The 26,387-nt window shown below is 46.7% G+C and carries 22 protein-coding genes and 2 riboswitches; of the genes, 8 read left to right on the top strand and 14 right to left on the bottom strand.

The annotated features are described in order from the left end of the window. Nucleotides 1-82: 82 nt before the first annotated feature. Nucleotides 83-676, bottom strand: a complete 594-nt coding sequence (locus tag DFP97_RS13825; protein WP_114380712.1) for a DJ-1/PfpI family protein — start codon at nt 674-676, stop codon at nt 83-85. 59 nt (nt 677-735) lie between these two features. After that, nucleotides 736-815, bottom strand: a riboswitch (ZMP/ZTP riboswitch). Between the two features lie 580 nt (nt 816-1,395). Here DFP97_RS13825 and DFP97_RS31920 point away from each other — a divergent pair. Continuing rightward, entirely contained in the window at nt 1,396-2,034 is a 639-nt protein-coding gene (locus tag DFP97_RS31920) for a cell wall hydrolase (protein ID WP_220271159.1), read from the top strand. A gap of 49 nt (nt 2,035-2,083) precedes the next feature. Continuing rightward, complete coding sequence (locus DFP97_RS13815) at nt 2,084-2,272, top strand: hypothetical protein (protein ID WP_114380708.1); 189 nt, start codon at nt 2,084-2,086, stop codon at nt 2,270-2,272. Nucleotides 2,273-2,360: 88 nt separating this feature from the next. Here the strand turns inward: DFP97_RS13815 and DFP97_RS13810 are convergent, their stop codons facing one another. Together DFP97_RS13810 and DFP97_RS13800 are read right to left on the bottom strand one after the other, a co-directional pair. Beyond that, complete coding sequence (locus DFP97_RS13810; protein WP_181873514.1) at nt 2,361-4,451, bottom strand: RICIN domain-containing protein; 2,091 nt, start codon at nt 4,449-4,451, stop codon at nt 2,361-2,363. Between the two features lie 1,250 nt (nt 4,452-5,701). Next, nucleotides 5,702-7,048, bottom strand: coding sequence for a PepSY1/2 domain-containing protein (locus DFP97_RS13800; protein ID WP_181873513.1), 1,347 nt, complete (start codon nt 7,046-7,048; stop codon nt 5,702-5,704). A gap of 266 nt (nt 7,049-7,314) precedes the next feature. Between DFP97_RS13800 and DFP97_RS13795 the strand changes: the two genes are divergently transcribed. Genes DFP97_RS13795 through DFP97_RS13775 form a run of 5 tightly spaced genes read left to right on the top strand, consistent with a single transcriptional unit; the run spans nt 7,315 to nt 10,744 of the window. Then, nucleotides 7,315-7,716, top strand: a complete 402-nt coding sequence (locus tag DFP97_RS13795; RefSeq protein ID WP_114380700.1) for a GntR family transcriptional regulator — start codon at nt 7,315-7,317, stop codon at nt 7,714-7,716. Then, nucleotides 7,709-8,398 (top strand): ATP-binding cassette domain-containing protein, encoded by a 690-nt coding sequence (locus DFP97_RS13790; protein ID WP_114380698.1) that lies wholly within the window; start codon nt 7,709-7,711, stop codon nt 8,396-8,398. The genes DFP97_RS13795 and DFP97_RS13790 overlap by 8 nt, the downstream gene beginning before the upstream one ends. After that, nucleotides 8,395-9,228: a hypothetical protein gene (locus DFP97_RS13785; RefSeq protein WP_114380696.1), complete on the top strand. Its 834-nt coding sequence runs from the start codon at nt 8,395-8,397 to the stop codon at nt 9,226-9,228. Before DFP97_RS13790 ends, DFP97_RS13785 begins: the two co-directional genes overlap by 4 nt. 11 nt (nt 9,229-9,239) lie before the next feature. Next, the gene (locus DFP97_RS13780; RefSeq protein ID WP_114380694.1) at nt 9,240-10,475 is read left to right on the top strand and encodes a hypothetical protein; all 1,236 of its coding nucleotides are present in this window, start codon (nt 9,240-9,242) and stop codon (nt 10,473-10,475) included. A 17-nt stretch (nt 10,476-10,492) separates the two neighbouring features. Further along, complete coding sequence (locus tag DFP97_RS13775; RefSeq protein ID WP_114380692.1) at nt 10,493-10,744, top strand: hypothetical protein; 252 nt, start codon at nt 10,493-10,495, stop codon at nt 10,742-10,744. Between the two features lie 62 nt (nt 10,745-10,806). On the opposite strand, the gene DFP97_RS13770 is transcribed toward DFP97_RS13775, so the two are convergent. The 9 genes from DFP97_RS13770 to DFP97_RS13730 all read right to left on the bottom strand — a co-directional run bounded on the left by DFP97_RS13770 (nt 10,807) and on the right by DFP97_RS13730 (nt 20,992). Then, a complete protein-coding gene (locus DFP97_RS13770) occupies nt 10,807-11,652 on the bottom strand; it encodes a bifunctional 5,10-methylenetetrahydrofolate dehydrogenase/5,10-methenyltetrahydrofolate cyclohydrolase (RefSeq protein WP_114380690.1) in 846 nt (281 codons plus the stop codon). A 55-nt stretch (nt 11,653-11,707) separates the two neighbouring features. Beyond that, nucleotides 11,708-11,788, bottom strand: a riboswitch (ZMP/ZTP riboswitch). Between the two features lie 205 nt (nt 11,789-11,993). Beyond that, the gene (locus DFP97_RS13765; protein WP_147275054.1) at nt 11,994-12,425 is read right to left on the bottom strand and encodes a hypothetical protein; all 432 of its coding nucleotides are present in this window, start codon (nt 12,423-12,425) and stop codon (nt 11,994-11,996) included. 10 nt (nt 12,426-12,435) lie between these two features. Next, entirely contained in the window at nt 12,436-13,602 is a 1,167-nt protein-coding gene (locus tag DFP97_RS13760; protein ID WP_114380686.1) for a pre-toxin TG domain-containing protein, read from the bottom strand. Next, the gene (locus DFP97_RS13755) at nt 13,599-14,780 is read right to left on the bottom strand and encodes a hypothetical protein (protein WP_114380684.1); all 1,182 of its coding nucleotides are present in this window, start codon (nt 14,778-14,780) and stop codon (nt 13,599-13,601) included. Before DFP97_RS13755 ends, DFP97_RS13760 begins: the two co-directional genes overlap by 4 nt. Beyond that, nucleotides 14,767-15,240 carry a hypothetical protein gene (locus DFP97_RS13750; protein ID WP_147275053.1) on the bottom strand — a complete coding sequence of 158 codons (474 nt, stop codon included), beginning with the start codon at nt 15,238-15,240 and terminating at the stop codon, nt 14,767-14,769. Before DFP97_RS13750 ends, DFP97_RS13755 begins: the two co-directional genes overlap by 14 nt. Before the next feature lie 713 nt (nt 15,241-15,953). Beyond that, on the bottom strand, nt 15,954-17,036 hold the full coding sequence (locus DFP97_RS13745) for a LacI family DNA-binding transcriptional regulator (protein WP_114380680.1): 1,083 nt from the start codon (nt 17,034-17,036) through the stop codon (nt 15,954-15,956). A 14-nt stretch (nt 17,037-17,050) separates the two neighbouring features. Further along, nucleotides 17,051-18,340 (bottom strand): ABC transporter substrate-binding protein, encoded by a 1,290-nt coding sequence (locus DFP97_RS13740; protein ID WP_114380679.1) that lies wholly within the window; start codon nt 18,338-18,340, stop codon nt 17,051-17,053. Further along, a complete protein-coding gene (locus DFP97_RS13735; RefSeq protein ID WP_245976217.1) occupies nt 18,337-20,214 on the bottom strand; it encodes a sensor histidine kinase in 1,878 nt (625 codons plus the stop codon). Before DFP97_RS13735 ends, DFP97_RS13740 begins: the two co-directional genes overlap by 4 nt. Nucleotides 20,215-20,230: 16 nt before the next feature. Next, nucleotides 20,231-20,992 carry an SDR family NAD(P)-dependent oxidoreductase gene (locus DFP97_RS13730; RefSeq protein WP_114380678.1) on the bottom strand — a complete coding sequence of 254 codons (762 nt, stop codon included), beginning with the start codon at nt 20,990-20,992 and terminating at the stop codon, nt 20,231-20,233. Nucleotides 20,993-21,283: 291 nt separating this feature from the next. On the opposite strand from DFP97_RS13730, the gene DFP97_RS13725 reads away from it, so the two are divergent. Continuing rightward, the gene (locus DFP97_RS13725) at nt 21,284-22,216 is read left to right on the top strand and encodes an ArsR/SmtB family transcription factor (RefSeq protein WP_114380677.1); all 933 of its coding nucleotides are present in this window, start codon (nt 21,284-21,286) and stop codon (nt 22,214-22,216) included. A gap of 377 nt (nt 22,217-22,593) precedes the next feature. Here DFP97_RS13725 and DFP97_RS13720 read toward each other — a convergent pair whose 3' ends face one another. Both DFP97_RS13720 and DFP97_RS13715 read right to left on the bottom strand, forming a co-directional pair. Next, nucleotides 22,594-23,472, bottom strand: coding sequence for an ABC transporter ATP-binding protein (locus tag DFP97_RS13720; RefSeq protein ID WP_114380675.1), 879 nt, complete (start codon nt 23,470-23,472; stop codon nt 22,594-22,596). Nucleotides 23,473-23,475: 3 nt separating this feature from the next. Then, a complete protein-coding gene (locus DFP97_RS13715) occupies nt 23,476-26,358 on the bottom strand; it encodes an ABC transporter permease (RefSeq protein ID WP_245976215.1) in 2,883 nt (960 codons plus the stop codon). Nucleotides 26,359-26,387: the final 29 nt, after the last annotated feature.

Genomic DNA, 26,387 nt, shown 5'->3' with positions numbered 1-26,387 from the left:
AGATTTTTCACTTTAGCCAGCCCAGGGAATTTTCTATATGATTTTTCATATTTAATTCCAAGCATCGCAACCACCGCCTTATTTACTTTTCATAAAAACTTGAAAGATTACCTTCACGATAGAATGGATAATCTATTTTTTCTTGTACTTGTTTAACAAAACTTTCGTCGGTGACTGATTCAACGAAGAAAAGACCTGTATCTATCGAAGCCCCAGCACCTCCCCCCATAAAAATGTTACCATCCCTTACAATACGCCTCTTAATTACTTCTGAGCAATAAGGACTTAAAAGATGATAGGCGGATGGATTCGTCGTAGCCTTTCTTCCTGTCAAAAATCCTGCTGCACCCAGCAATAAAGACCCCGTACAAACAGACACTTTGTATTCAACATCACGTGAAGTTTGAATCCATGAAATAAACTCAGAATCGAACCTAAGTTTTCTTGTAGACATGCCGCCAGGAATAAAAACAAGATCATAGCTCGATAAATCCGGGTAAACATACTGTATCTTAATTTTCATACCCCGATCATCGGTGATTTCCTCCTTGTTTGAACAAAAGTCCCAAGAAAGATTCTCCTTTTTCCCTAACACGCCCATCCAAGCGACAACTTCGTAAAAGCCGGCAAAGTCCATAGTAGTCATTTGATCAAACATAATATAAGCCATTTTCATCTTCTACATCCGCCTCTTGCAAATTTGAAAACAAAAAAAGCACTTGATCATTAGATCAAATACTTTGCCCAGGCGTACGGCATATGAAATATGTGCTCCCTTGTGGTCCTCCACGTTTACGCCAGTCGCACATACCAAATAATTCCTACAACTTTTATATCAGAAATTTTGGAATATTTCAACAAAAAATGTCTTATTAAGTTTTCTTTTGGTAAGTGAAAATAAGGCTTGAAAGGAGGCGTCACCGCTTTCCATAGACCAGGATTCAGCAAGTTTATGTGGATGCGGATGCGGACATACGATTCGCTATTTGTATAAAAGAGACCTAAAATGCATACTGTGCGGACATAGGATCTGCTATACGCCTTAAAATACACTTAAAATAGCTGTTTTACGGCAAATAACGGATGCAGTGTCCGCAAGTACCTCAAAAAAGGGGCAAAACGGAAAAATAACGGATTCAAAGTCCGCATACGCCTAGCCATGTACATTGGATACGTTTCGGTCCTCTTTTTACAGCCGAAGCTTGTAGGTCCAAACACGTTCTTAATCACTGGAAATTGAAGATAACAACCCCTTTTATTAACTCACTTTACTAATAGTGGTAAGACTATCTAACAGAAACATGAGAAAATTTTAACAAGATTATAATATTCAAGCTGTGCTAGAATAACGAACTAAGACATTCTATTATTTGCATTCGGAGGGTTTCAAACATCATGTACAGATTTCTGACTCTATTCACTCTACTCGTGCTAGTAATCGCAACCGCCGCTAATCACAAGATAGACGCTTCCCCTGTTTTGAAAGTCGGCAGCGAGGGACAGGCAATTTCGGATCTGCAGTTCCGGCTTCAGACACTCGGTTATTACAAATTACCCATAGATAAAAATTTCGGAAAGGTCACCCGCAGCGCGGTTCAACGTTTCCAAAAAAATAACGGACTTCGGAGTGACGGCATTGTAGGCCCTAAAACATGGGCGAAGCTCAAAAAATTATCGGTTAACAAAAAAGAACTTTCCATGCTTGCGCGTGTCATCTATGCCGAGGCAAGAGGAGAAGACTATAAAGGCCAAGTGGCTGTCGGCGCGGTCGTAATGAATCGCCTGCAGTCTCCAAAGTTTCCGAATACAGTGAAAGAAGTCATTATGGAGCCGAATGCTTTCTCAGCCGTAACGGACGGACAGTACTGGCTTATACCGAATCAAACGGCGTTCAAGGCGGCCAAAGCTGCGGTAAAAGGCATGGACCCGACCGGCAATGCGTTGTTCTACTATAATCCGGATGTCTCCAAATCGGGTTGGTTCAAGACGCGCTCAGCCACCAAGAAAATCGGCAATCATCTATTTGCACTATAAGTAACGCCAAGGGAGAAAGAATAAATATCTAGTACAGGAGAACGAATGAATGAGGATTGACACCAAAGACCGACATAAGGCTAGAGTTGAAGTGGTAATTGATATTATCAAAGATATTTCTGAAAAAGAGACCATTCCGGAAGCTTTCAAAGCTAAACTAAACTCAATGAGTTATGAAGATTTGGGAACCTTCGTTATGGATATCATTAAAACCAGATCCGTTGATGAAATCCTTTAATTGCCGGCTCGCAGAGTATTATAGGAGAGGAAATGGCTCTATATCTGTTGATATAGAGCCATTTCTAACTTTTGAACTTTACTTAGCTTTATGGAGCGACTTCAGTAAAAGTCGCATCGCCGTTAAATGTCGATCCTGACCCGCTCTGGGCATACAAAAGATAATTGGAGTGGCGCAAATATTTGGTCGAATCCGTCCACATCTGGTAGGACGATTTTTGAGGATCCGCCAATCCGGCTACGCGACGGAAGGTTGCCTCATTTTTGAAAGTTGTCGTGCTATCGTTCGAATCCAGCCAAACTTCCCCATTGGACCGGATACGCAGGAAGCGCCCAGGGAAGTTGATGGACTCGAACGAAACTCCGCTCGAATCGGTCAATCCGGCAACCATCTTGAACTGTGAGTCTTGAACCGGAGAAACATTGGCATCTATCCGACCACGATAGTTAGAGTGCCGCACGTAACGATTCGAATTATTATACGATTGCAAGCGAACGTTTACGGATATCGGTTCGAGCCTCCACTGCTGGTTATTGCCAAGTACATATCGCCACTGCTGGATAAGGGCTCCGTCTGCTGTGGAGATTCCATCCACGTCAGCCGATTTGTTGCTATGCACAGGAGTGAGGCGGTGATAACCGCTGCCTACAGGGAGAAAGGCAAATTTCTGATTGTCGCCGCCATTACTGCTCCACAACTGGAATTTGGCGCCATGATCCAGAGACGCACTTGCTATATCCAAAAACTTTCCGCTCCTTACATCCTTAACGCTGTATTGGCCGCCGCCAAGATGGGTTACCGTCCACTGCTGATTCGTTCCCCCATTAGGTGTCCATTGTTGTACACTTGAACCATTTGCTGTTCCGGCTGCATCAAGAGCCTTACCGGTATGGCGCACAATGAGACGATACGTGCCGTCGGGAATATTTCCGCCAGGAAGAGTTGCCGTTCCACCGCTGCCGGAGGGCCGGGTATAGAGAAGTGTACCGAATCCGGGTTGGTCATACGTCGAAGCGTGTGAAGTGCCTGAGTTCGGACCGCCTTCCGGTCTCAATAGCTGGGCGCGTGCGGCAATATTGGGCACCGACAGCCCCTTGCGGTTAGCGTAATGGTTATAAATCATTTCCCAAACCGGACGCGGTTCATTACGGCTTTCGCTGGATATTACCGTTTCTGTTTGAACGGCGCCGTTTGTGCCTGTACCCCTTTCGTAGGTCGCATACGGTACGTTATCATCTCCGTTGTTATATTTGGCGACGTATTCGGCGGCGCGCATGAAGCGGTTATTTGCCCACCCGTACAAATCGTCGCCCTGATTCCAAGCCATTTCAGCCGTTGAAGCCATTAATCCGATGCCCATTTGCGTGTGCGCCTGGTCGCGCCCGGACTCCTCCCACTGTGCGAGCCCGCCCGGGTGCAGGAACGGAATCGCATTATAGATGGAACCGTTTCCAGCGCCGTGTTTAAAATATTCGATTCCGATGTTGTAGATATCCAGGCGGTCAGTAAAAATGCCAATCGCAACCGTCGCCGCCATATTGCACAGATCCCAGTTCGCACGGTAATTCTGAATGTGTGCGTCGTTGTGATCCCCACCGAATTCATTACCAATAAGGAAGCGCTCGTTAAGAGGCTTATAAAATACATTGAGCAGCATGTCTTGCATCTGGGTCACGTTGAAACCGGAATAGCCGCGCATAATCTCTGACACGTTAGCCAGCTGATATCCGAAAAGTCCGGCAGCCAAATAGCGGTCGGCATTGCCGGAGATCGTCGTAAGGGTGGACGACCAGGCGTTCAGAATGTTGCGCGCCGTGTCGCCGTTAGCCGTGTTGCCTGTGATCTTCCAAAGCAAGGCATTCTGATAAGCGCGGGCAACATCAATGTACAACAAGGATACATTGTCGCCATCGCCGCCGCGTATGATCGTAGCCGTAGCGCGCGGGGTCCAATTGGACGATGAATACGCACTATTGACCAGTTGATTATATCCGTCCAGATAGGGCTGCGTGCCTGCATTTACCATCTGCGTCATACGATCGAAATCTGCCTGTGTATGTAGTATGCCAGGATGTGCAAAGGGAATTGTAGCTGCTTGCGCCCTTTGCTCTTCATTAACATACACTCCCATGCTCATCAGAAGACTTAAAATAATTGAAAGCGCTAACATCTTCTTCATCACAAATCATCTCCTTTAAATTTTGATTACAAAACAATATGGAGACTACACTTTTTTCACCAAAACCTCCTATTGAAATAAGAAGTGATACAATTCATACATATTTCCCTTAGAACAATGTGGCTCTACATCCTGAAAACGGTTTCATTTTTCATTTCGATTACTGATTTTCGGGTAGCACCACCTCCCTCAAGCTATGTGGCGATTGGGGGCTTTCGACTATGTTTTCTTTAAGGTTGTCTGTGTTTGTTAAAGCGCTTTCATCTAGTTTTGAGATAACCCTTTTTCCTCACATTTCTCGTTCCCCACAGTTTACAATAGCAAACCATACAGGTTTCATCTATTGCAAAACCATTCAATTTTATCAGATTTCTTTCAAATCTCACAATTTTCTCTAACTTCTCTTTTCCAGAAAATTGATGCCTGTTAGCGGAGGAACAAAAAAAACAGCTGCCGAAGCAACCGTTAACCGCTATCATATCCGTCCCTCAATTAACTAATGACTGATTATATAACGAAAATTTTCGATGTATGAAATGTTCCCTTGTTCCACTCGCCGTAGATGGTCATAAAAACTAAAAGAAAATTTAAAGATGTGCCCAAAATCCCAATTATTCAGGCTATAGTACTTTTCCCAAAACTTGGACTCGGTTGGCAGAAATTCCGCTCGTTCTGACTTTTGTAACGGCAAATGATCAACTGGTGAAATCAACTTTATTGGATCTAACGGCTTTACGTGGCGACTACTTCTAAGAACTTTTATCAGTTTGAGAAGGGGTGACAACCCTCTTTTGAAAAATGAAACGTGGCCTAGGTCAAATAAAATGTTCAATGCATGAGAAAAAGTAAGCATATGACCAATCAAGTCATGGTGCGATTCCGCCCGATATATAATTGGGAAATCCGATAATTGCTCCTGCACAAAATACGAAAGGTCATTAGAGTTCTCAATTCTAGGAAAGCAATCTGCTTCTGTTATTTCCAATCTTTTTACTTCAGAAGCCGTAAAACCAATCCATGATCGTCCTGGAATTGTTTTTTCAAATGAACGAATGAGGTCGGATAATCCTAAAAGATCGTCCTCGCACCCCACAAGAATTCAGTACTATACAGTAGCAACTTTTAAGACTTTAGTATTACGACCGCTTTACTTCATAAATAGAAAAAGGAGCTGCCGCGTGGCTAGCTCCTCGACTGAGTAATCATCTCCGTTATTAATTGTTCTTTCTAATCTAAATAAGAAGGAAATTTTAACTGGCAAACTCAAATCCTTCTTCATTGCCGTAGATTGCGTTAATGTAGAGATGCGTGACGCGTTCGATTCCTTTAACAGGAATGACGTACACGAGGTCCCCGTCTCTTACCTGAAGAGCCAGAGGGCCGGATATTTCCAATAAGTCATTTACTTTTGCAGCTGCCTCTTCGGGAGACAGCTTCGGTTTTAATGGAACGTCGAGTTTATAATACATAAAATAATTCGTGGCATCGAGTTCTAACAGCCTGCCTTTCTTGCGGTCTATCACGATGTCTACTTTCTGCTGCACCATCGGTATGTTTTCCCTGATGGGAATGAACGTCAGGCGGAGATTCGTGTATTCGTCTTTGGTTTCATACAGCTCGAGGGGTTCCTCGCCCCATCTGTCGATCCATTCTTTTGCCAATGAGATCGCTTTGTCCTTATCCAGCTCCCCCAATGATTCGTCGTGTTTCTCACCGTTCGGCATCTCAAAGTACACCCGAAGAATATGGCCTCCTGTTTTCGTAACATCAACGATATAGGGGCTGCTCATAGCCTTTTTGTCATCATAAGCTCCGAATGAGAGGGACTGACCGAGTAGGTTGTCGCCTCCGCCTCCGTTGGAACGAATGGTTTGCCCGTTTGTCTTAGGCCAGTAATCCCCCATAAACGACTTGGCACGCCGTGCCAGTTCCGCTCCATTAAACTTTTTTTCGCCTTCGAATACAATGCCGGCTTTTCTTATTCTGTACGGGTATTTACTATACCAGAAATCATTGAACCCTTTGTCGTTTCTCCCGATTGCCGGAAGATTGCCGATCTCTTGAGCGAGTTTGCTTACGATTTGCTCTACCTGCTCATTGCTGTCCGATTGATACTGCGCCTTATTAGTAATATCATTCAATTCCATCATGTATGGACGCATCTTGCTCGTGTATTGGCTTATGAGCTGTAAAGTGTCCAACTGAGACGGTTTTAGCGCCGATATCTCTTCATTGCCTGCATATTCTAAATACCTGCTGCTCTCTCCCCAAAAATAAGATATACCTGATAACGAATGTAAAGAAGGGACTGCTGAAGACCCATACGAAGTATATTGGGCCAAATAGAAGGCCTGTTGATAGGCATCCTCAAGAAAGTCTTGCCGTTTGGCAACGGAAGAAGTGGAGAGGGCTCCGGCGAGCGAGTAATCAAACTGGCCGAACGCGAACCACTGCATATGGATCCAAATATTCATATCATGATAAAGCTGCTGTTTAAGCCTGCCAACTTCTTGGTAAGTCCGGTACCCCCAGTTACTCCCGATCAGCAAAACGAGCGCAGCAACCCCTGCCAAAAGTTTAATCTTTAACGGTGTCATCAAATGTTCTCCTATCCTTCTAGCGAGTTGATTCATTAAGCATGCTCATCCATTTTAACAAACGGGATATTATGATCAAGCGGTATGATGTGGAAATGCAGACCAAGAAAAACAAAAGAAATACTCTTCATTGAGTACCCAAGTCCTAATCCTAATGGTGCAGCATTTAGGAACTATTGACTCGCAGGTGTATTACATGCATAATACATACATAAAGTGTATGAACCATATAGTACACACACTTGTAATGAATGTGAGGTATCGCTATGAACACCAGCGAAGGGTCGACGGAAGTTACGTTCAATAATAGGGATCCCGTCTATTTGCAGGTAGTCCGGCATTTTAAAGAACGGATTGCAACGGGCCAGCTTTCAGCTGGCCAGGTCATCCCCTCCCGAAGGGAACTAGGCGCCCTAATGAAGATCAACCCGAACACGGTACAGAAAGCTTATAAGGAAATGGAGGAGCAGCAATTGATAATTACGGAAGGAAACTCACCCAGCAGGATCACGAATGATACGGAGCTGCTCAACCAAATAAGGTCGGAATTGCTTGGCGAAGCGGTCAGTGCCTTTGTGGCGTCCGTACGAAAAATCGATGTTCCGATCGAAGAGCTGCTGCAGTTGGTCAGAAGTAAATATCAGGAAGGAGGCCCGGAGCATGATTGAGGTAAAAGATATCCGCAAGCGCTATCGCCGCCGCGACGTGCTGAACGGCGTATCCTTCACTGCCGCTAAAGGAGAAATTACTTGTCTCATCGGTGTAAATGGAGCCGGTAAGTCGACGATCTTGAAGGCGATCATGGGTCTGACCCCTATATCGGGAGGCTCTATCCATATTGATGAACAATCTCTAAGACCACAACTATATGAAAAGATCGCCTTCGTCCCTGATCATTTAACGATGCCTTCCGGTATGAAGCTATCCGAAGCAATCAAGTTTATGGCAGATTTCTATGATAGCTGGAACAATGCACGCGCCAGGGAGCTTATGCAATTTTTTCGGCTCAATTATTCGGATAAAATCGGGAGCTTGTCGAAAGGCACCGCTGCAAAATTCAACCTTTTGCTGGGTCTTGGCCAAGATTCAGACTATTTATTAATGGACGAGCCGTTTTCCGGCATCGACTTGTTCAGCCGGGAAGCGATTGCGAATGTGTTTACCAGCGATTTAATCGAGGGCCGGGGCGTACTGCTCACGACGCACGAAATCGGAGAGTTGGAGCATCTCATCGATAAGGCCGTTTTATTGCAGGACGGTAAGGTAAGCCGGGCGTTCAACTGCGAGGAAATGCGTTACGAGGAAGGAAAATCTGTCATTGATGTTATGAGAGAGGTGTACCGGGCATGAACCGTTATTTAAAGCTCTTCCATATGGAGGTTCATCGCTTTCGATGGATGCTCGCCATATTAATGGGAATCACAGCGGCCTGCCAGATTAGCGCTCTAATTTGGACACTTACAAAAGAATTGTATCGCCGGAGAGAACCGGTTCCGCAAGACATAGGAAACACATTTCAAGTTTCCGCTCCGGAACAGCTTACATTCGAGTGGGCGATGGCTAATAATCAGCTGTTGTTTATTTTGCCCATCCTCATTTGTATAAGCGTGCTTGCTTTATACATCTTTTTCATCTGGTACCGTGATTGGATTGGGCGTCATACCTTTATTTATCGATTACTGGTGCTGCCAACCGCAAGACGCAACCTCTATTTGGCCAAAATATCTGCGTTTCTCCTGTTCGTCTTCGGATTTGTTTCATTTCAACTGGTACTAATGCCCATCCTTAATGTTATCTTTAAGCTCATTGTTCCTGCGGACCAGCGGGCAGACTCGCATATCGTTGACGCTATAAGCCGCAATCTGGCGCTTGTGGAGCTTATCCCGCGGCAATTTGAACAGTTTCTGTACTATTACGGAATGGGTACGATTGCAGTTTTAGCCATATTCACTGCTATTTTGTTGGAAAGAAGCTATCGCCGTTTGGGGATTTTATATGGCGTGCTGTATTTGTCTGGGTGCGTGTTAGCCGTTATGTCCCCTTCCTTACTTTTTGATTCACGGCACCCTTATTTATATCCAAATGAACTATATGCCGCCGAGCTAATCATGTTTGTTTTCGTGCTTTGCATATCGGTGTGGCTTGGCATAAGGCTGCTTGCCAAAAAGATTACGGTGTAAGGAGAATGTATATGAGGCGTTATTGGTTATCCATCATTATAGCTGTGCTCGCTGTAAGCGGAATAGGGTCCTATTACGCGTTCGCCAGACAGAACTATTTACCTGAATACAAGCTCGAAACCATACAAGGGGATCCTAAGGAGGGTGAAGATGTCACGCTGATAGGCTCTTATTATGGAGACATGCGCTCCGAACCGTTAGAGGTAAATACTGCCGGGAGTGAATATGGCGGCTTGAATACTAACTTCCGCACAAGATTGACTGGAGTCCCATGGATTTACAGACAGCCTGACATCCATCAGCTGATAAAGGATCATAAGTCCTTTATGCGGGGAAAAGGGAATATGAACGGCTTTTACCGTGATGAGGAATGGGTCATCTATTCCGATGTATCTATAAAAAATAAAAGATCAGATACGCCATTAGCCGCATTGAAGCTCACTCTTCTTCATGAAGCGACTGACAAGGTTTCTACATTTCAACAGACCTACGAGCTGCCTAAAGAGCCCAGCCACATTTTTGTTGAAGATGTTCAGCGTATTGACGATGAAATTTTTATACTTGTCAAAAAAATTTATAATGTCTATAAACCGATCGATGTCGAATATAACATCGTTGTATTGGACCTCTCCAGCGGGAAGCAGCTGCGAAATGTGAAGCTTGAGAATTGGAGCAGCCCCGCAAAAGACATTGAAATGCAAGTCAGCACAATATTGACCGATAGACCTAGCGCTCCAACCGAAACGTTCCTTTTTAACGTAAGCGAAATGAAAATCAACAAAAATACAGGAAATGCTCAAAGGATCGGAGAGAAATATTATTCCTATTCCTACCGTACGAGTTTGTTGACCGAATTGTCCGATATGGGTTGGCAATCGGCTGATGACGGTGGCAGAGTGATAAGCCTGCAACACGATTATTTCTATTTTGCGGAATACGGTCTCGATCATATCACCTTATCGCGCTATGGCCTAAAGACTAAAGAGCAGGAGCGCGCATATGCGTCGATATCCGCCGAGCAGCTGGGTGTGGACGAAATTAAATCCGTACAGATCAGTTCCAACCGGGTGTACCTTCTCTTCAATCAAGCAGGCGTTCCCGGAGCTGCTGTGCTTGATCTTACAAATGGGGAAGTACTGTTTACCGGACGTACGGCTGAAATTGGTGATGAACAGGAAACGGAGCAGGAGATGAAGGAAAATCTCCATTTGTTAAATTTGGAAATCGTCGAAAAGATTAAAGACTGATTGGACGAGGAATCGTTATGAGAGCAACAACTCAACTGGAACATATGCTTCAACGTCTAAGAGGGCTTGAGCATTACGCCTATCAGGTTGCCCATTTTATCTTGCAGGACGAGGTTCTCGCAGCAGAGGCAGCAAAGGCAGCATTGCTGGAAATAAGCAAGGCTGATAAACAATTAGAAGGCTCGGCGGAAGAGCTTCGCATCCGGACTAAAAGAATAACGATCAGCGCTTCGATTACAATTGCAAGATCGGCTTCTAGCATCCAATAAGAAACAAACAAAAATGATCATATCGCATCCGCGTATGATCATTTTTTTAGCTGACCTTTAGCTTAATAACCAAATTTTTCAGCGGCTTCAACTGTATGTTTAAGCAATGTAGCTATTGTTACTGGTCCGACACCTGCTGGAACAGGGGTAATTGCATAGGCATTCTTTAAACAAGCATCATAGTCAACGTCCCCAAAGTTACCTTTATTGTAACCAGCATCAACGACAATAGCACCTGGTTTTATCCAATCACCTTGAACAAATTTGGGTTTACCAACCGCTGCAACGACAATATCGCCTAATCGAACAATATTATCTAAATTGGCGGTTTTAGAATGACATGTAGTCACAGTTGCATTTTTGTTTAAAAGCATTGCGGATACAGGCTTTCCAAGGATTGGGCTTCTTCCAATCACAACAGCGTGTTTTCCTTCGATGGGAATATTATAGTACTCCAATATACCAATGATTGCGGCCGGTGTACAAGAAGGATAATCGGCAAAACCAAAAGCGTTTTGAGCAAATCCTTGAGTTGTTACACCATCTACATCTTTATCAATACGGATGGCTTCGAATGCGGCCCTTTCGTCAATAGGATGAGGAACGGGATGCTGTAGCAATATTCCATGAATATTAGGGTCATCGTTAAGTTTGTTAATTGCAGCAATTAATTCATACGTCGTAGTATTCGAAGGAAGATCAACGCGTACAGAGTGTATACCGAGTCTTTTGCAAGCATTTCCTTTCATCCGTACATAAGTAGCCGATGATGGGTCGTCGCCGACTAAAATGGTTGCTAAACATGGGACAATCCCTTTCTCGGAGAGGCGATTGATTTGACCCGCTAATTTTTCCTTCATGTTAGCAGCAACTCGATTACCGTCTAGAATTAATTTTTCCGCTTTCATCTTATCAGCCCTTTCTAATCTGCTTAAAACATAAAGAGGTAAGGGGGTATCCCCTTACCTCTGCCCAGGCGTACGGCTGTATAAAATATGTGCTCCCTCGTGGTTCCCCACGTTTACGCCAGTCACACATACCAAGAATTTACTTTATTATAGTCCGAAAAACCAAATATAAACAAGTTTTTTATTGAGTTAAGCTGTCGGTAATTGTTGATGGAAGAAGTAAAGTGACATCGAATTCATTTTTAATGAATAGGCAAGCTGCAATCCAGCGGTACCGCTCCCGATTATTCCAATCCGATTGTTCATAAAGTCATCTCCTCCTTGAGGAGTTTCTATTTCAATTAGTCTAATTCCAGCTCCAGGCTTCCGCGAACTTTGATTTTCGTTCCCGGCTTGATCGTGACCGAGTCCTCAAATTCCACTGGAACCGCTTCTCCCAGCCAACCGAAATCACATAGGCATGAATATTCGTCGATTATTTCTTTGACCTCGCCTGCAGCAACGATGTGGGGAGACTCGTTTATCGGTTGGGTAAAGCCGGGGGTCTCGGCATTGTCCAAGAGGGTAAAAATGGTTACAAGCTGAATGCTGAATTTGCCTCCGATTCGATCTCCTTTTTTCAGTTTGGCCGATTCTTTTCCGGCTTCTATATATTCATCATGCTGAATGAAATGGCACCATAAAGATTTGTTTTTACCGGGAATGAAGACCTTAGCTGTTCTCTCGTACCCCTCGGCGATTAATGTTTTGATCTCCATAAGCTCCATTTTCATGACACACCCTTTATTGTAATTTGCCAAAAGACTTAGGGTCGCTTGGCATCATGGATTGCAATTTACCGTCTTTTATGATGACAACAATTCCTTTTTTGGGATTTGCGGCTCCCTCCAAATAATGAATGGTTTTGCCGTTTACTTCCCTTACCATATCGCTGGCTGCAACTCTTTCGGCCTGGGCAGTAAAATTTTTAAACCCTTGAACCGAATTTTCAAAATCTGCAGGGTCTACGCCAAGCCGCGTGGCCAGTGAGGGAATCCGTTCAGGATACCTTTCCCAATAATCGGCAAAATGTTTGACCCCTTGATTGGTTCCGTCATCAAGCGTGCCCCATCTGTCGCCGCTTGGACTTTCTCTCATCTCCTGTTTCAGACTTTCCCTTTCACTTTGCGCCGCTTCATCCCCTGCTTCATCTTTCTTGCTATCTTTGGATTTATCGGCATCTCCGGCACCATCACTATCCCCATCACCGTCACGGTTGCCGGAGCCGCCTTCGTCTCCCGGCTTATCGGGCCCGTCTCCATCATCGCCGCGGTTTCCGTGACCGTTGCCGTTATCGTGCGGAGGTTTGGAGCCGCCGCCAGCGCCGGAGCCGGCGGGATCATTTTCGGCAGGAGGGCGCTCTGGCGCATCATCTTGCGAACGCCTTGGCCCACCGCCAGCGTCAACGTCAGGCTCGCCGTCCCCGCGCGGGTGACCGGAGCCTGACGTGCCGATGTCGTCACCGTCGCGTAGACCGCCCGAAGGAGGATCTGCCCGCCCCCCCGTTCTACCGGCGTCAACCAATCCCTCGACATCGTCGGTATGGCGCAGGCCTTTGCCAAGATCCCCGCCGACATCCAAAATATCGCCGAGTTTGCCCAATTTCCCAATAGCGCCGAACGGAACGAGATTCATCGCCCTTTCCCAAGTTTCGAGCTTATCGCCGGTGATCAAGTCTTTGCCCGTGATCGCTTCGATAATGCCCTTCACTTGTCCGACGACAGGGACAAAATTAAGCCCGATGCTGAGCAATGTGGCGAATATCCCCAAACCGACGGTCGCGGCGACAGCGGCTCTTTGCGTATTGAAACAATCGCTTAAGCTACCGCAATTGTCAGCCAGCGCCACGTCCGGAAACGCAAAATACAAAAACAATCCGATCAGAGCCCATAAAGGGTAATACCGTTTCATTTTAACGGCTCACCTTCCTTCTGTTGGACGTCCGGAAGCTGGGGTGTCAGCAGGAAAATAATCAACATCGAAAGTGCGGTCATCAGAAGCAGCGGCCGGAAAGTATCCGTGGAGTGCATCGCATTTTCCAAAATCGCAGATGAGATGATTTTAATAAGTATAAACCCGAAAACCAAACGGATCAGCAGCGGAATTTTATCCATCAGCTTAGGCCAGACTCCGAGAGGAACGGGAATTAACTGTTGGCGAGCCGCCAGCAGGACAAAAATCAACGCACCGATAAACAAAGGATCAATCCACGATTTGTATACTCCCGCAATCATCAGAACCGACCACAATGCTGCCGCCGCCGCCAAAAACCAAGGATTTACCCGGTCTCCGAGCGATTTGACAGGGGGAAGCTCCCTTAACTCCCGCTCCAGCTGATCCAGCGGCATTCCAACTTCGCTGCGAAACGCCGTCATCCCCTGCAGCAGCATTCGAATGGCGGCAATCACGATCGCTACAAAGATGATGACCCACTCGTATTGCTGCAAAGGGACGGTAGCCTCTGCCGGAGGACGTGATGAAACCCATGTAAATACCGGTCGGACGAGTACCGGCACGGTTTGCGTCCAGAAATAAACAAGCACCCCGGTAAGCAGTACATATAGTACGGCCGCAACGCTGAAACTGGCTTTCAAAGGCAGGAAGGGGACTCTGAGCTGAGCGGTTAGCGCCTTGGTTATCATCGGGATTTTTACCATCAAAATATATAATAGACCGTACTCGATCAAAAGTGGAATCCTAACCTTAATCACATGCTCCAAGAAACCCTCGTCACGCCGCCATCCGACCTGCGTCCAGCTTGTGTGCTGGAGAAAAAAATCGCCGAAGATAAAGCCGGCGATAAACAGCAGGCCGAGATTCGCGCTGCTCGTTCCCACAATCGCTGCAATCATTATGACTACCAGCGATTCGCTGAAGACGCTTTCAAATCCCGGATGCCACCACCCAATCATCAGACCGGCTGACAGCGCCAGCAAAGGGAACCAAGCGGCAACAGCCGGCCATGCGGCCAAGTAGAGGCCGTCCAAGAACGTATACGGAAGCTTTTTGGAAAACCGGCTTGCCCGAAAAGGGAGCTGAACCCACCAAAATCGAACGAACCGCTCTAGAACAGGCTTAGACTGAGACATGGAGCGCGGACTCCTTTCTCAATATTAGTTTCCTGGCCGTATATCCCAGTACGACCCCATATACGATGTGGCCGACCATTGAAACCGAAATGAGCTCGTCAAGCGCTTTCACGTTAAGCCACCCCGGATATACGGTAACCATCGCAAGTTCAAGGATCATTGCCCACGCCAAGCCGCTCCAGATGCCTCTGCGTCCGAATGCAACGGTATAAGCAATTCCGAATGTAGTTCCGTTAGCGATATGGAACAATGCCCCGAGTATGCTGACCCAAAGACCGGTGGCTAGCTCGCCTACGAGCGCTTTGCCAAAAATTCCGAAAATATCGAACGGCCAAAACTGAATGCCCGTCACTTTAATTAATAGGAATCGGGAAAGATCGTAAAGGCATGTAGCCAGGAAGCCGGCTATTGTCCCGTAACCGATTAACCGCTTTAATTCTGCGCGTTTTTCGGAAGACACTCTTCTCCAAATCAATGTGCCAATAATAAATGCCAGTATCAGAATTCCTATCAAAGTGTACAGCATGGAAATACCCGAAAAAATAAAAACCAGTAAGGATGCCCCAGTCGATAAAAATAGGGCAGCAAAAATAAACGATGATTTTATCTTTATGCTTCATTTCCCTCCTGTCGGGTTCATCCAAGAGCGTAACGAATCGGATGCACAATTTATTTTTATGTTACCTTAATATGGATTGTAAAAAGTGTCAACACTGTCAAAAGAAGCAAAAAAATAGGTACATCGGCTATTCGGGCTGGTAACTCGTTATGCGGGCATACAAGGGCGGCTTGGGAAAATAGAGCTAAAAATTTAGCTCTACGGGTAGCTTGAGCTTCGAATATAGCGGTATTGAGCGGCCTAATGAATTAGAGAGTAAGCTTCGGCGGGAGTTGAATGCGGACACAGCTATAATGGATAAATACAGTAATTCTGGGCTTATCGACCTTTTCGTTTGCTCTATAATGGAAATATCCCATGTAGAATATCCATAGTAAGCCTATTTCCCTCGGTAACTCCCCCATTTAGCTGATTTTACTGTACGAAATCCAAGATAGCTCAGCATGCCAACAATCTTCTGCTCCTATCCTGTACCGAATCCAATGTAAAAAAACAAGGGACTGTTCCTGAAGATATACAACCTTCTGGGACAGCCCCCTTTTTGTGTGCAGAGGTTACTTGGTAAAGCTCTTCGCCTGCGCGGTCGACTCCCGATACAGCAGTTCACCCGCCAGCAGCAGCTTCTCCATCGGCTCCTGCTTGCCCGCAATGCGGCTGAGCAGCCGTTCAACCGCGCGCTTGCCAAGCGCCTCCTTCGGTACATGTACCGTCGTTAAGGCAGGCGACATCCGATAAGAGTCCTCAATATTGTCAAAACCGGTGACGGATACGTCTCCCGGCACCGCCACTCCCAGCTCTTGCAAAGCGTGAACCGCTCCGATCGCGATCATATCATTTGCGCAGAGGAGTGCCGTAGGCAGTGCTTTCGCCTTCATCCGCTTTATTGCCCACTGTTTGATCGGCTCTTTGAATTGCTCATGCTCGAAGCCCTCTACCGCCAGCATGCCATTCTCCTTGATGCCGCTGCCTAGCTCTGTCCCCTCCTGCTCTTCCAACGCGCTGCGAAAGCCGAGAAAACGGTCCTTAAAGCTTCTGGAATAGGCGGTATCCCCGACAAAGCAAAGCTGCGTATGCCCAATCCCGATCAAATGCTTCGTCAGACGGTACATGCATTCATAATTGTTCGTAAACACCGTATCACTTGGAATAAGCATGTCCTCATGATCGACGAGCACCATCGGCAAGCCGATTCGATGCACCTCCAGCAGAAGCGGAGTCGAAATTTCTCCTACGCCAATGAGTCCCAAAATGCCGTTCGGATTCAGAAAATGCATGAAATGGTCGACGCTTTGTTCGGATACGATAACCATGCCATAGCCGTCCTCTTCCAATCTGGCTGCAATGCCGTCCAAAATCCTTCCCCAATAAAGCGATTCCTTTGTCTGAAAACGAATATTGGGCATAAGCACGAGTACGGATTGCTTGTTTCCGGCGGGTACCTTCGGCAGCTGCTCCAGCTTCATCGTTTTCACATAAGCGTTTTTTTGCGAAAAATAACCGAGCTGCGACGCCGCTTGAATGACCCGCTCCTGCGTCGCCTCGCTGACGCCTCCCTTACCGGAGAGCGCCTTCGAGACGACAAACTTGGAAACGCCCAAATAGTCGGCGATTTGCTGCATCGTGACCTTCTTTGACATTGGAGTATTTCACCTTAACTTTCGGTAATAGTACGCGCCTCTTTCCAGCGCTGATTGTATTGATTAAACACTTCCTGCAGGTCAGGCGCGGCAATCCATTCTTGAATGTAGTCGCCCGACCAGAATGCGATCTGCGCGGTGCCCGCTATTTCCAGAAGTAAATCGCTTGGAACGCTCTTCTCCAAAAAAATGCTGTTAAAGGATAAAAACTGTTGGATCTGCGGCAAAGACGGCTGCTTCTTATGATCAACAGGCAGAAATCCCGAATCATCCACATAACCGGAATCATTAACGAAAAACTTCACCCAGGCTTCCGCCAGCGGCTTATTCTCGCTAAACTTGCTTACTCCGACAAACCAGTCCGGGCTTAAGGGCGCATATCGCTTCTCGCTGTTATCATAAGGATATGGAAAAAATCCGATATCCTCAGACTTTGCGCCTGCTGCGATAATTTGATTGATGACCCAGTTCCCCATTAAATACATACCGGCTCGGCCTTGTGCGAGTTCCGTCTTCGATACTTCCCATTGATTGGAAACCATCTGCTTCTCCACATATCCGCGAGCAATCAACGTTTTGACAATCGTAATCGCTTGCCCCCATGGATTGTCGATGGTCCACGGCTCGTCCGTATTCACCATTTCGTTCAGATAGCCGGGATCGCCAGTCATATAGCTGACTAAATCCTCTCCCCACGTCATAAGCGGCCACTGTGCGCCGTAATTCAAGTAGACAGGTACGATGCCTGCCTGCTTTAGCTTCTCACAAGCGGCATAAAACTGATCCAACGTCGTTGGTATATCTGTAATGCCAGCCTTCCTAAATGCTTCCTTATTATATACAATGCCCGTCGTAGAGGCGCCCGTGGCAATTCCATACCGCCTGCCCGAATACGCCTTAAAATCGGCAAAATGTATATTTTCGAACATGCTGTCAGCCAGCGGCTCAAAATAATCAGGCAAAGCCTCGTTTTTAATGTTGTTCGGCAGCAGCAGCACATCGCCCAAACTTCGTGTCGATAAACGGACCATAATATCGCTTGCGTAGTTCTGTATACCCTCAAACTGGACAGAAACACCGGGATTTAGCTGTGCGAACTGATCGGCATACTTTTGAAAGACACCGTTCTCAATCAGATCAAGACGATTCGTCAGTACATGAAGCTTTACTTGCTGAGCGACCTCCCCGTCCTTGCCCGAAGGCGCGGTTTCCACTGCATTTCCGGATGGCTCCTGTTTGCAGCCGGCCACGGTCATGCCGCACAATAGAATAACAAGCACCAGCACGAGAGTGTTTTTATTCATTCTGCTTCTCTCCCTGCTTCAATTGGAAGGTGTAAAACAACTTCGGTTCCTTTTCCCCGTTCACTATATACCTTCAAGCCGTAGCTATTCCCGTAATGGAGCTTAATGCGCTCATTCACATTTTTCAAGCCGATTCCGCCTGATTTCCGCTTCGCGCCTGCTTCCTCTGTACCTGCAAGCGAACGGTTTAATCGATCCAGCGTCTCTTCGTCCATTCCTAGTCCATCATCCTTAATGCGCAGCAGAACGGCCTGCGGCGTCCGCTCGCCGCTCATTTTAATTTGCATCGATGGCTTTGAATCGTCCATGCCGTGATAGATCGCATTTTCAACAATCGGCTGCAGCACGAGCTTAATAATCGGATAATTACCCAGCCCATCTGCTATTTGACTGTCCAGCCGGAACCGGTTCGGGTAGCGGTAATTAAGCATTTCCACGTAGTTTCGCATATGCCCTGCTTCATCCGCCAGCGTCACTTCCTCATGCAGATCACTAATGCTGTAGCGCAGCAGCTTGCCCAAAATCGCAATCATATCGGCAGCAATTTGATCGTCATTCAGCTCTGCCGCCATCCGGATCGATTCCAGCGTATTGTACATGAAATGAGGGTTTATTTGGCTCTGCAGCGCATGCAGCTCCGCTTCCTTCTTTTTTGTTTCCATCACATAAATATCGCGGATAAGGTGATCGATTCTCACAATCATGCGATTAAACTGGTTGCCAAGCTGGCCAACCTCATCGCGGTATTTCACCGGAAACTGAACGTTAAAATCGCCCTCCTGAACGCTTTTCATCAAGCGCATCATTTTACGGAGCGGATTCGTCAGGGCAAAGGAGAGGACTGTCGAAATAAGCAAAGCAACTAATATCGTAATAAGGGTCGCAATCCAGGTCACATTACGAATGACGACCGCATCCTTCGTAAGCTCACTGACCGGAATAGACGTCATGACCTTCCAATCGGTATTTGGCGATGTCGTATAAATATAGAGCCGATTTAAACCGTCACGCTCGAAATAGAAGCTGCCCTTGGCGCCTGCTGCCTGGACAACAACGGGATCATCCTTAATATTCGTCGCCATCCGTTCCTTGTCGCTGTCGTAAATAACGTTGCCAAGCTCGTCAATAATAACCGATTTGCCATTCGTCACTTTATCCAGCTCGCTCATCTGATCCTCGATAACGCTAATATTCGCATCCACCGCTATCATCCCGATAGGCTTTAATGATTTGTCGATCACTTTACGGACAACCGTAAATGCATAGCGCACGCTCTGCAAATTGCTCGTATACTTCTGCGTGCTGAACAGCATCGCTTCCCCGCCGGACGTTTTGACGCGCTCCAGCCAATTTTCATAGCTTTCCTTCACATTGAGCCGAATGCCGCCGCCCGCTGTCGTATAGTAACCGTTACCATATTGATCGAAAATATAAACCGAATTCGCACCGCGTTTTATCGTATTGATGAACGAAATATTGCCCTCGATACCGCGTTGAATGGACAGCAGCAAATCAAAATCGTCGGGCAGCGGATTGCTGCCGTCGCCGGAGGTTAATTGACGCTGCTCATAATAGCTGTTAGAACGGATCAAGTTTTGTTTAATATCGTCCTGATAAGCGGGAATCGAAGAAATACGAACCATATCCTCGATGTAGTCATCTACCCGCACCATCATGTTTTCAAGCATTTTTGTCGAGTAAACAATCGTCTTTTCTTCAATAGATCGGGAGTAATTGTTATATGAGATGTAGCCGATAAACGATAAAGGCACCGTAATAAGAAGCAGGAAGACGACAAACAGCTTTCTTTCCATTCTCATCCCGCCAAAAGCCGACCATATACGCCACAATCGTTTTTTTAGACTCATACTCATCTACTTACGCTCCCATCTAGATCGCCGGCATCACGTTTCCGCCGTTTACAGGAATATAGGCCCCCGTAATGAAGCTGGCCAAATCCGATGCCAAAAAAGCAACCGTATTGGCAATTTCCTGATCCGTGCCTCTTCTTTTAAGCGGTACGTTTTGTGAGTAGCCGCTGTTTTCCTCTGTATGCTTCGCACGGTCGCGGTCGCTGATTGTCCATCCGGGCGCTACCTGGTTAACGGTAATTTGATGCCCGCCCGCTTCTTTGGCCAGTACGCGATAAACGCCGTCCATACCTCGCTTACCTGCCGTATACGCCGATTGGCCTGCAAAATTCTGCATGGAGCATTCCGTATTAATCCCAATTATTCTTCCGCCATTACGTTCGATCATCGCCGGCACGAACGCTTTTGCCAAGTATACGCTTTGCATAACGCATGATTCAAACTGGCTTACGTAATCGGATACAGGCTGCTCCAAAATGCTCGTCCACTGGTATTGTATAACGGCATTTGCCACAACGATATCGACATGTCCAAGCTCTTGCACGGCTTTGTCCTTCATATCATATATTTGCTGCTCGTTCGTCACATCAGCCTGCACGATGATCGCCCGTCTGCCCATAGCCGTTATTTCCTGCTGAAGCTCTTTCGCCTTCGTCTCGTTATTATTGTAATGAAGCACGATGTTAGCGCCGCAGCTTGCAAGCGTACGAGCCATGACGCGCCCTAAATCGCCGGTAGCTCCCGTTATTAGCGCGGTTTTATTCGACAGGTCAATTTTCATTTGATAGGTCACCTTTCTAGAAAGAACGAATTTGTTATATGTTTTATTATTAATTATGCTACCAAAAAGTCAACTGTTTTATAAATGGTACTATAAAAAAACCGACACGCCCAATATATAAACGACAGAACGAATTAATTTATAATTTAGTTACCATTTTCGGCTTAATAGATTGCTTATTCCAGCAATATTCCTTGTGATTTCGACTATTTTCATGTATATTACAGACTATACACCTATACTAATCATTCACATATGTATTAACATTAAGTCTCATCCGGGGGTTATCCATTGAAAATCGAGCTGTCAGAGCAAAGCCTGCCTGTATTTGAGGCCATATCGAGCAATGTACGTATCCAAATCATTCATTTACTCTCCAAAAAATCGATGAATATTCGTGAGCTGGCTGAAGCATTAGGTCTAAGCAGCGCCATCATGACCATGCACGTAAAAAAGCTGGAAAAGTCTGGAATCATCCGCTCCGAAATGACGCCCGGCAAAGGCGGGGCTGCACAGAAGGTATGCTCGCTCCAAATGGACGGACTAGAGATCGCTTTCCCGCGCAAGGACGTTATCCATCGTGAGTCGCGGAGAACCGAGGTATCGATCGGTCACTATACCGATCTAAACATTGTGCCGACATGCGGCATTTGTACAACTGAGAAAGTAATCGGCATATTCGATGACCCGAGATATTTCCTCGACCCTGACCGGGTTAATGCCAAAATATTATGGTTCTCACAAGGCTACATCGAATATAAAATTCCTAACTTCCTATTAAGCAGCGAAAACCCGGAGGAGCTCGAAATTTCGATGGAAATTTCTTCGGAAGCACCGCTGACCAACATGAACTGGCCGTCTGATCTTACATTCTTTTTTAACGGCGTAAATGTTGGCAGCTGGACGAGTCCGGCCGACTATGGAGGAAAGGGCAAGCTGAATCCCTCCTGGTGGTTTGATGATGTCAACCAATTCGGATTGCTGAAGCGGCTTATTATAAAGAAGGAAGGCACTTATATGGACGGCCTCAAGCTTTCCGATGTAAGCCTGGATCAAATCGATATCCTCAACAGCAACTGGACGTTCCGCATCGCGATCCTAGAGGATGCCGAGCATATTGGCGGCGTAACGTTATTCGGCTCCGGCTTTGGCAATTATAATCAAGATCTTATCTTTAAGCTCTATTATACGAAGCTAGCTCAAGAGGAACGGGCGCAAATATAGATATATTAACGGTTACGATAAAGAGGAGCCCGAAATTCGGGCTCCTCTTTTTTTAGTTTTAGCGCAAGGTGAGTATACGAGTATAGCGGAAATTTTTGGTCTTATTCATCTAGTTGGTGGAAGTAAACGAACAATAGGGGAATTTTTTGGTCTTACTCTCCTGAAATGACCTATTTCTCACCTAAAACCGCAGAATAACGCCAAATTTTTCCTCTATTTCTCTCGGTAAAGCAGAATCAGTGGACATAGCGCCACTAATTACCGTTATCCTTACTTATACCACTAGTGGTACGCCAATCTTTCGATCTGCAAAAAAATTAAAGGCTGTCCTTATGCTCAACCGAGCAAACAGGACAGCCCCAACCCACCCCAAAAAACTACTCTTTCTCCTCCGGAGGAAGAAGAACGATTCTACCCTCTCCAAGCTCAACGCGCAGCTTGTTCGAGTTTTTTACCCCAATGGATTCCAAATAATTGGACGGAACCTGCAGGCGGCCCGCTTTGTCGAGTACCGCATACTCAACATGCGTTCCTTCCTCCTCTGCTTCCTCAAGCTCCGCCAACTCTTCGGCATAGGAACGCCTACGCAGCATTTCCGACGAAATTTTGCCGTCGCGTATCGCCGCTACGCGGTCAACCTTCTTCGCCAGCTCCGGATCATGCGTAACGATAACGACTGTGATGCCGATTGTCCGGTTCAGCTCGCGAAACAAATCCAAAATTTGATTGGCCATCCGAGAATCTACGGAGCCTGTCGGCTCGTCCGCGAGCAGCAGCTTTGGATGATTCGCGAGAGCAATGGCGATAGCTACCCGCTGCTGCTCACCGCCGGACAATTGGTACAGCTTGTTCGAAGCCCGGTGGCTAAGTCCGACTGCATCGAGCAGCTCCTTCGCCCGCCAGCGCTTGCGGCTGCCTGTCAGCAATATAGGCAGCTCAACATTCTCTAGCGCAGTCAAATACGGAATCAGATTTCGCGCATTGTTTTGCCAGACGAAGCCGACGCTTTCCCGCTTATAGCGGACAAAATCACGTTCGCTAAATTTCAGCATATCTTTGCCGTCGACCGTCAGCTTGCCGGCTGTCGGGCGGTCCAAGCCGCCCAGCATATTGAGCAGCGTCGACTTTCCGCTTCCGCTGTTACCGATAATGGCCATAAGCTCGCCGCTTTCGATATGGAGATCGAGGCCCTGCAGGGCGAATACTTCGAGATCGGCCGTTTTGTAAATTTTGACAAGCCCTTCGCAATGAATCATCCGTCAATCCTCCCCTAGCTTAATCGCTTGATGAATGCGCAGACGCGACAGCATATAGGCCAGTATCCCAAGACCGAAAGTCAGCATGAATCCGACCAATACATAAATACGCATCAAATCCCCGGAATCAAACATGACTTTAAACGGCGGGACAAGACTGCTCGGATTAAAGGCGATTTGAAAATTAGGCACATACAGCAGGCTGGCAACGTTGCCGACCAAGATACCAATCAGCACAGCAACGCCGGATGTAAGCAGCTGCTCCACGGCAAGCATTCCGATGAGCTGCTTAAGCGACAGACCAATTGCGCGTAAAATACCATTTTGCAGCGTCCGTCCGCGTAACGACAACACCCAGTATAATAAAAACCCGATAAAGCTGACGAGAATCGACAGAACGAAGCCGAGCGTCAAAATCCCGTTTAAAGCCATTAGGAACGGATCGTTTTTCGCCTGCACGAGCTCTTCTCTCGTATTCACAATGCTCGTTACCGGCAGTTCCGATTCCTTGATTCCTTCATAAAAATCCGCCGTCGTCGCCTCAGGCTTCAGCTTGATCCAAACATCATACGGCTCCAGAGCGAGCTGCACCTGTACTCGAGGCAAATGTGCCACGATGAGCATTGGCGCATTAGAAGCCGTTTCCTCATCACTCACATCAACGCTGCCAATAGCCGGATTTGGATTAAACGTAGGGAAATAATCGATGATACCATACACCTTGAACGGCTGCTGCGGCACATCGCTCCAGCCTACCCAAATCGTATCGCCCGGTTTAACCTTCTGCTGGTCGGCCAGCGTTCTCGATATGAGAACCGCTTGCGAGTCGGAAGCGAGCAGGTTCAAATAATCATTGATCGGATAATCCAGCAAGCTGTCACGGAACCAGGTGGTTTCTCCAAACTCATCCGTATCAATCCCCATCAGGGTAGCTGCTCCGTTACCATCATTAACGCTGAAGGATGCTTCTTCCTTCGTAAAAACTTTGGCCGCATTCTGGACGCCCTTCAAAGTCTTGAACGGCTCGAATGCAGGCTCCAGATAATGAACGACCGTTTGTGTAGGTGTCGTTTGTTCCTGCACAGGCGCTCCCGGCGGAGGCGGCGGCGGAGCATCGTTTACCCATTGCGAGCTCAGCACGATCTCCGCGCCGTTGCCGTAACGGATACGGTCTTCCGTATTATTGTTAATCGTTCTTGCCGCCGAGGCGCTGAACACGCCGGTTGCTATCGTCATAATAAGAAATATCATTAAAAATTGATATTGCGTACTGGAGCGGCCAACCTGGATTAATGTTGCGTAAACCGACGGCGGCCACCATTTTTTTCCGATCCAATAAACGATTCGAAGCACCCAAGGGTATAGCCTTAGCAGCAGCAATCCCGCCCCCATAATGAACAAGGCCGGCACAACAAACTGCAGCGGGTCAATATTCAGATCATCGGCATTAAGTCCCAGGCTTTGCAAATCGGCGAGCCGCTTTCTAAACGTGTACAGCCCGTAAATGGCAAGCGCAAGGGCAATGACATCGAGAAACATTTTATGCCACAGCGGTGATTTCAGCAGTCTTGCCAATTGCTGCTTATGCCCAACGATCGTAACACGGGTAGCAATGATGATTGGGATGAGCATAATAACAAAGCAGGCAACCGCAGCAATCGCACCGTAACGGTAAGATTCCGACGTAAGCCTTACAGGAAGACGAACGCGCTGCACAAATTCAAGAAATCCGTTCGAAGCGCCGAGCACCTCCGTCAAAACGACTCCAAGCAGCGGTCCTACGGCGCAAGCGATACCACACAAGAGGATGCCTTCAACCGCATAGGAGGTAATAACCTGCCATCGTGCCGCTCCCCTGCTGCGTAGTACGGCGATCTCATTCTTTTGTCGGTCGGCGATCAGATTAGAAACCATAAACATATAGAACCCGAGCATAATGAGAACCGGTACGTTGAGCGACCACATTAACGTCCTGAGCTGCTCCGCACGTTCCAAATAGGTCGCGATCGTTTCGAGCGCCGGCGTTTCCGAGACCGCTTGATACGTCGTTACGTTGTTAAGCATGCTATTGTGAATCTTATACGTCGTCTGGATAAAATCATCCACGTACCGCAGCTCCAGCTTCGAATAATCAAGCACGAAGAACCATCCGACAGAAGCGAGCGGAATTCGACTTTCCTGCAAAAGATGCTGCTTAGCCAGCTTATCGCTAATAACAAAGCTGTTGCTTAGCTCGCTTAAGTCCGAATCTCTGAAGTATGGATCATCATCCTGCTTCTTCCCGAATACGCCGACCGGCTTAAACTTTATTTCCCCGGCAATTTTAGTATCATCGATAACAAAAACGGCATCTAATACCGTTTTATATTGAATAAGGGCTCTTTCCGTAACAAGCACCTCATAAACCCCGTCGACCGGCTGCTCTGCAGGCATCCGTCCGTCCGTCAATTGAATGTGCTCCTCAAGCTCGGAGAATGAATGCAGCGATACCGACTTTAATGCTTTATTCCTATTCGTCTCCGTATCGTTCTCCAGCCTAATCTTCAATGTCTTCGACTGAAAATCGGTTACGAGCTCCTGTACTGGAATTTGGAAGCTTGCCGATGCTTGATTATGAATATAACGGTCCACTTTCGTGAAAATCTTATTCATCTGCTCCGGTGTTTCTTTGGTGAAAAACAATTTGGAATATTGCGAGCCCGGATAAACGTTCTTCTTGGTCTGCATCGTCTCTAAATCTTTGACCAGCATCCGGGAAAGGACGGCTTCCGAATAGATTGGCATGCTGCTTACCAGAGCGACAGACATCACCAAGCCGATAAACAAGCTGGCGACCAGCCACTTGTTCTGAACCATTTTGCGAATAATCATGACAAACAAAGCCACACGAAAACCTCCCAAGCGTAAACAACTGA

The organism is Paenibacillus prosopidis, from assembly GCF_003337375.1.
Classification (GTDB): Bacteria; Bacillota; Bacilli; order Paenibacillales; family Paenibacillaceae; genus Pristimantibacillus; species Pristimantibacillus prosopidis.
This window is presented reverse-complemented; position numbering and strand designations above follow the sequence as displayed.

Coding starts and splice junctions, on each gene's coding strand:
- DFP97_RS13825 (WP_114380712.1), bottom strand. CDS start 676: ATGAAAATGGCTTATATTATGTTTGATCAAATGACTACTATGGACTTT.
- DFP97_RS31920 (WP_220271159.1), top strand. CDS start 1,396: ATGTACAGATTTCTGACTCTATTCACTCTACTCGTGCTAGTAATCGCA.
- DFP97_RS13815 (WP_114380708.1), top strand. CDS start 2,084: ATGAGGATTGACACCAAAGACCGACATAAGGCTAGAGTTGAAGTGGTA.
- DFP97_RS13810 (WP_181873514.1), bottom strand. CDS start 4,451: ATGAAGAAGATGTTAGCGCTTTCAATTATTTTAAGTCTTCTGATGAGC.
- DFP97_RS13800 (WP_181873513.1), bottom strand. CDS start 7,048: ATGACACCGTTAAAGATTAAACTTTTGGCAGGGGTTGCTGCGCTCGTT.
- DFP97_RS13795 (WP_114380700.1), top strand. CDS start 7,315: ATGAACACCAGCGAAGGGTCGACGGAAGTTACGTTCAATAATAGGGAT.
- DFP97_RS13790 (WP_114380698.1), top strand. CDS start 7,709: ATGATTGAGGTAAAAGATATCCGCAAGCGCTATCGCCGCCGCGACGTG.
- DFP97_RS13785 (WP_114380696.1), top strand. CDS start 8,395: ATGAACCGTTATTTAAAGCTCTTCCATATGGAGGTTCATCGCTTTCGA.
- DFP97_RS13780 (WP_114380694.1), top strand. CDS start 9,240: ATGAGGCGTTATTGGTTATCCATCATTATAGCTGTGCTCGCTGTAAGC.
- DFP97_RS13775 (WP_114380692.1), top strand. CDS start 10,493: ATGAGAGCAACAACTCAACTGGAACATATGCTTCAACGTCTAAGAGGG.
- DFP97_RS13770 (WP_114380690.1), bottom strand. CDS start 11,652: ATGAAAGCGGAAAAATTAATTCTAGACGGTAATCGAGTTGCTGCTAAC.
- DFP97_RS13765 (WP_147275054.1), bottom strand. CDS start 12,425: ATGAAAATGGAGCTTATGGAGATCAAAACATTAATCGCCGAGGGGTAC.
- DFP97_RS13760 (WP_114380686.1), bottom strand. CDS start 13,602: ATGAAACGGTATTACCCTTTATGGGCTCTGATCGGATTGTTTTTGTAT.
- DFP97_RS13755 (WP_114380684.1), bottom strand. CDS start 14,780: ATGTCTCAGTCTAAGCCTGTTCTAGAGCGGTTCGTTCGATTTTGGTGG.
- DFP97_RS13745 (WP_114380680.1), bottom strand. CDS start 17,036: ATGTCAAAGAAGGTCACGATGCAGCAAATCGCCGACTATTTGGGCGTT.
- DFP97_RS13740 (WP_114380679.1), bottom strand. CDS start 18,340: ATGAATAAAAACACTCTCGTGCTGGTGCTTGTTATTCTATTGTGCGGC.
- DFP97_RS13735 (WP_245976217.1), bottom strand. CDS start 20,214: ATGAGTATGAGTCTAAAAAAACGATTGTGGCGTATATGGTCGGCTTTT.
- DFP97_RS13730 (WP_114380678.1), bottom strand. CDS start 20,992: ATGAAAATTGACCTGTCGAATAAAACCGCGCTAATAACGGGAGCTACC.
- DFP97_RS13720 (WP_114380675.1), bottom strand. CDS start 23,472: ATGATTCATTGCGAAGGGCTTGTCAAAATTTACAAAACGGCCGATCTC.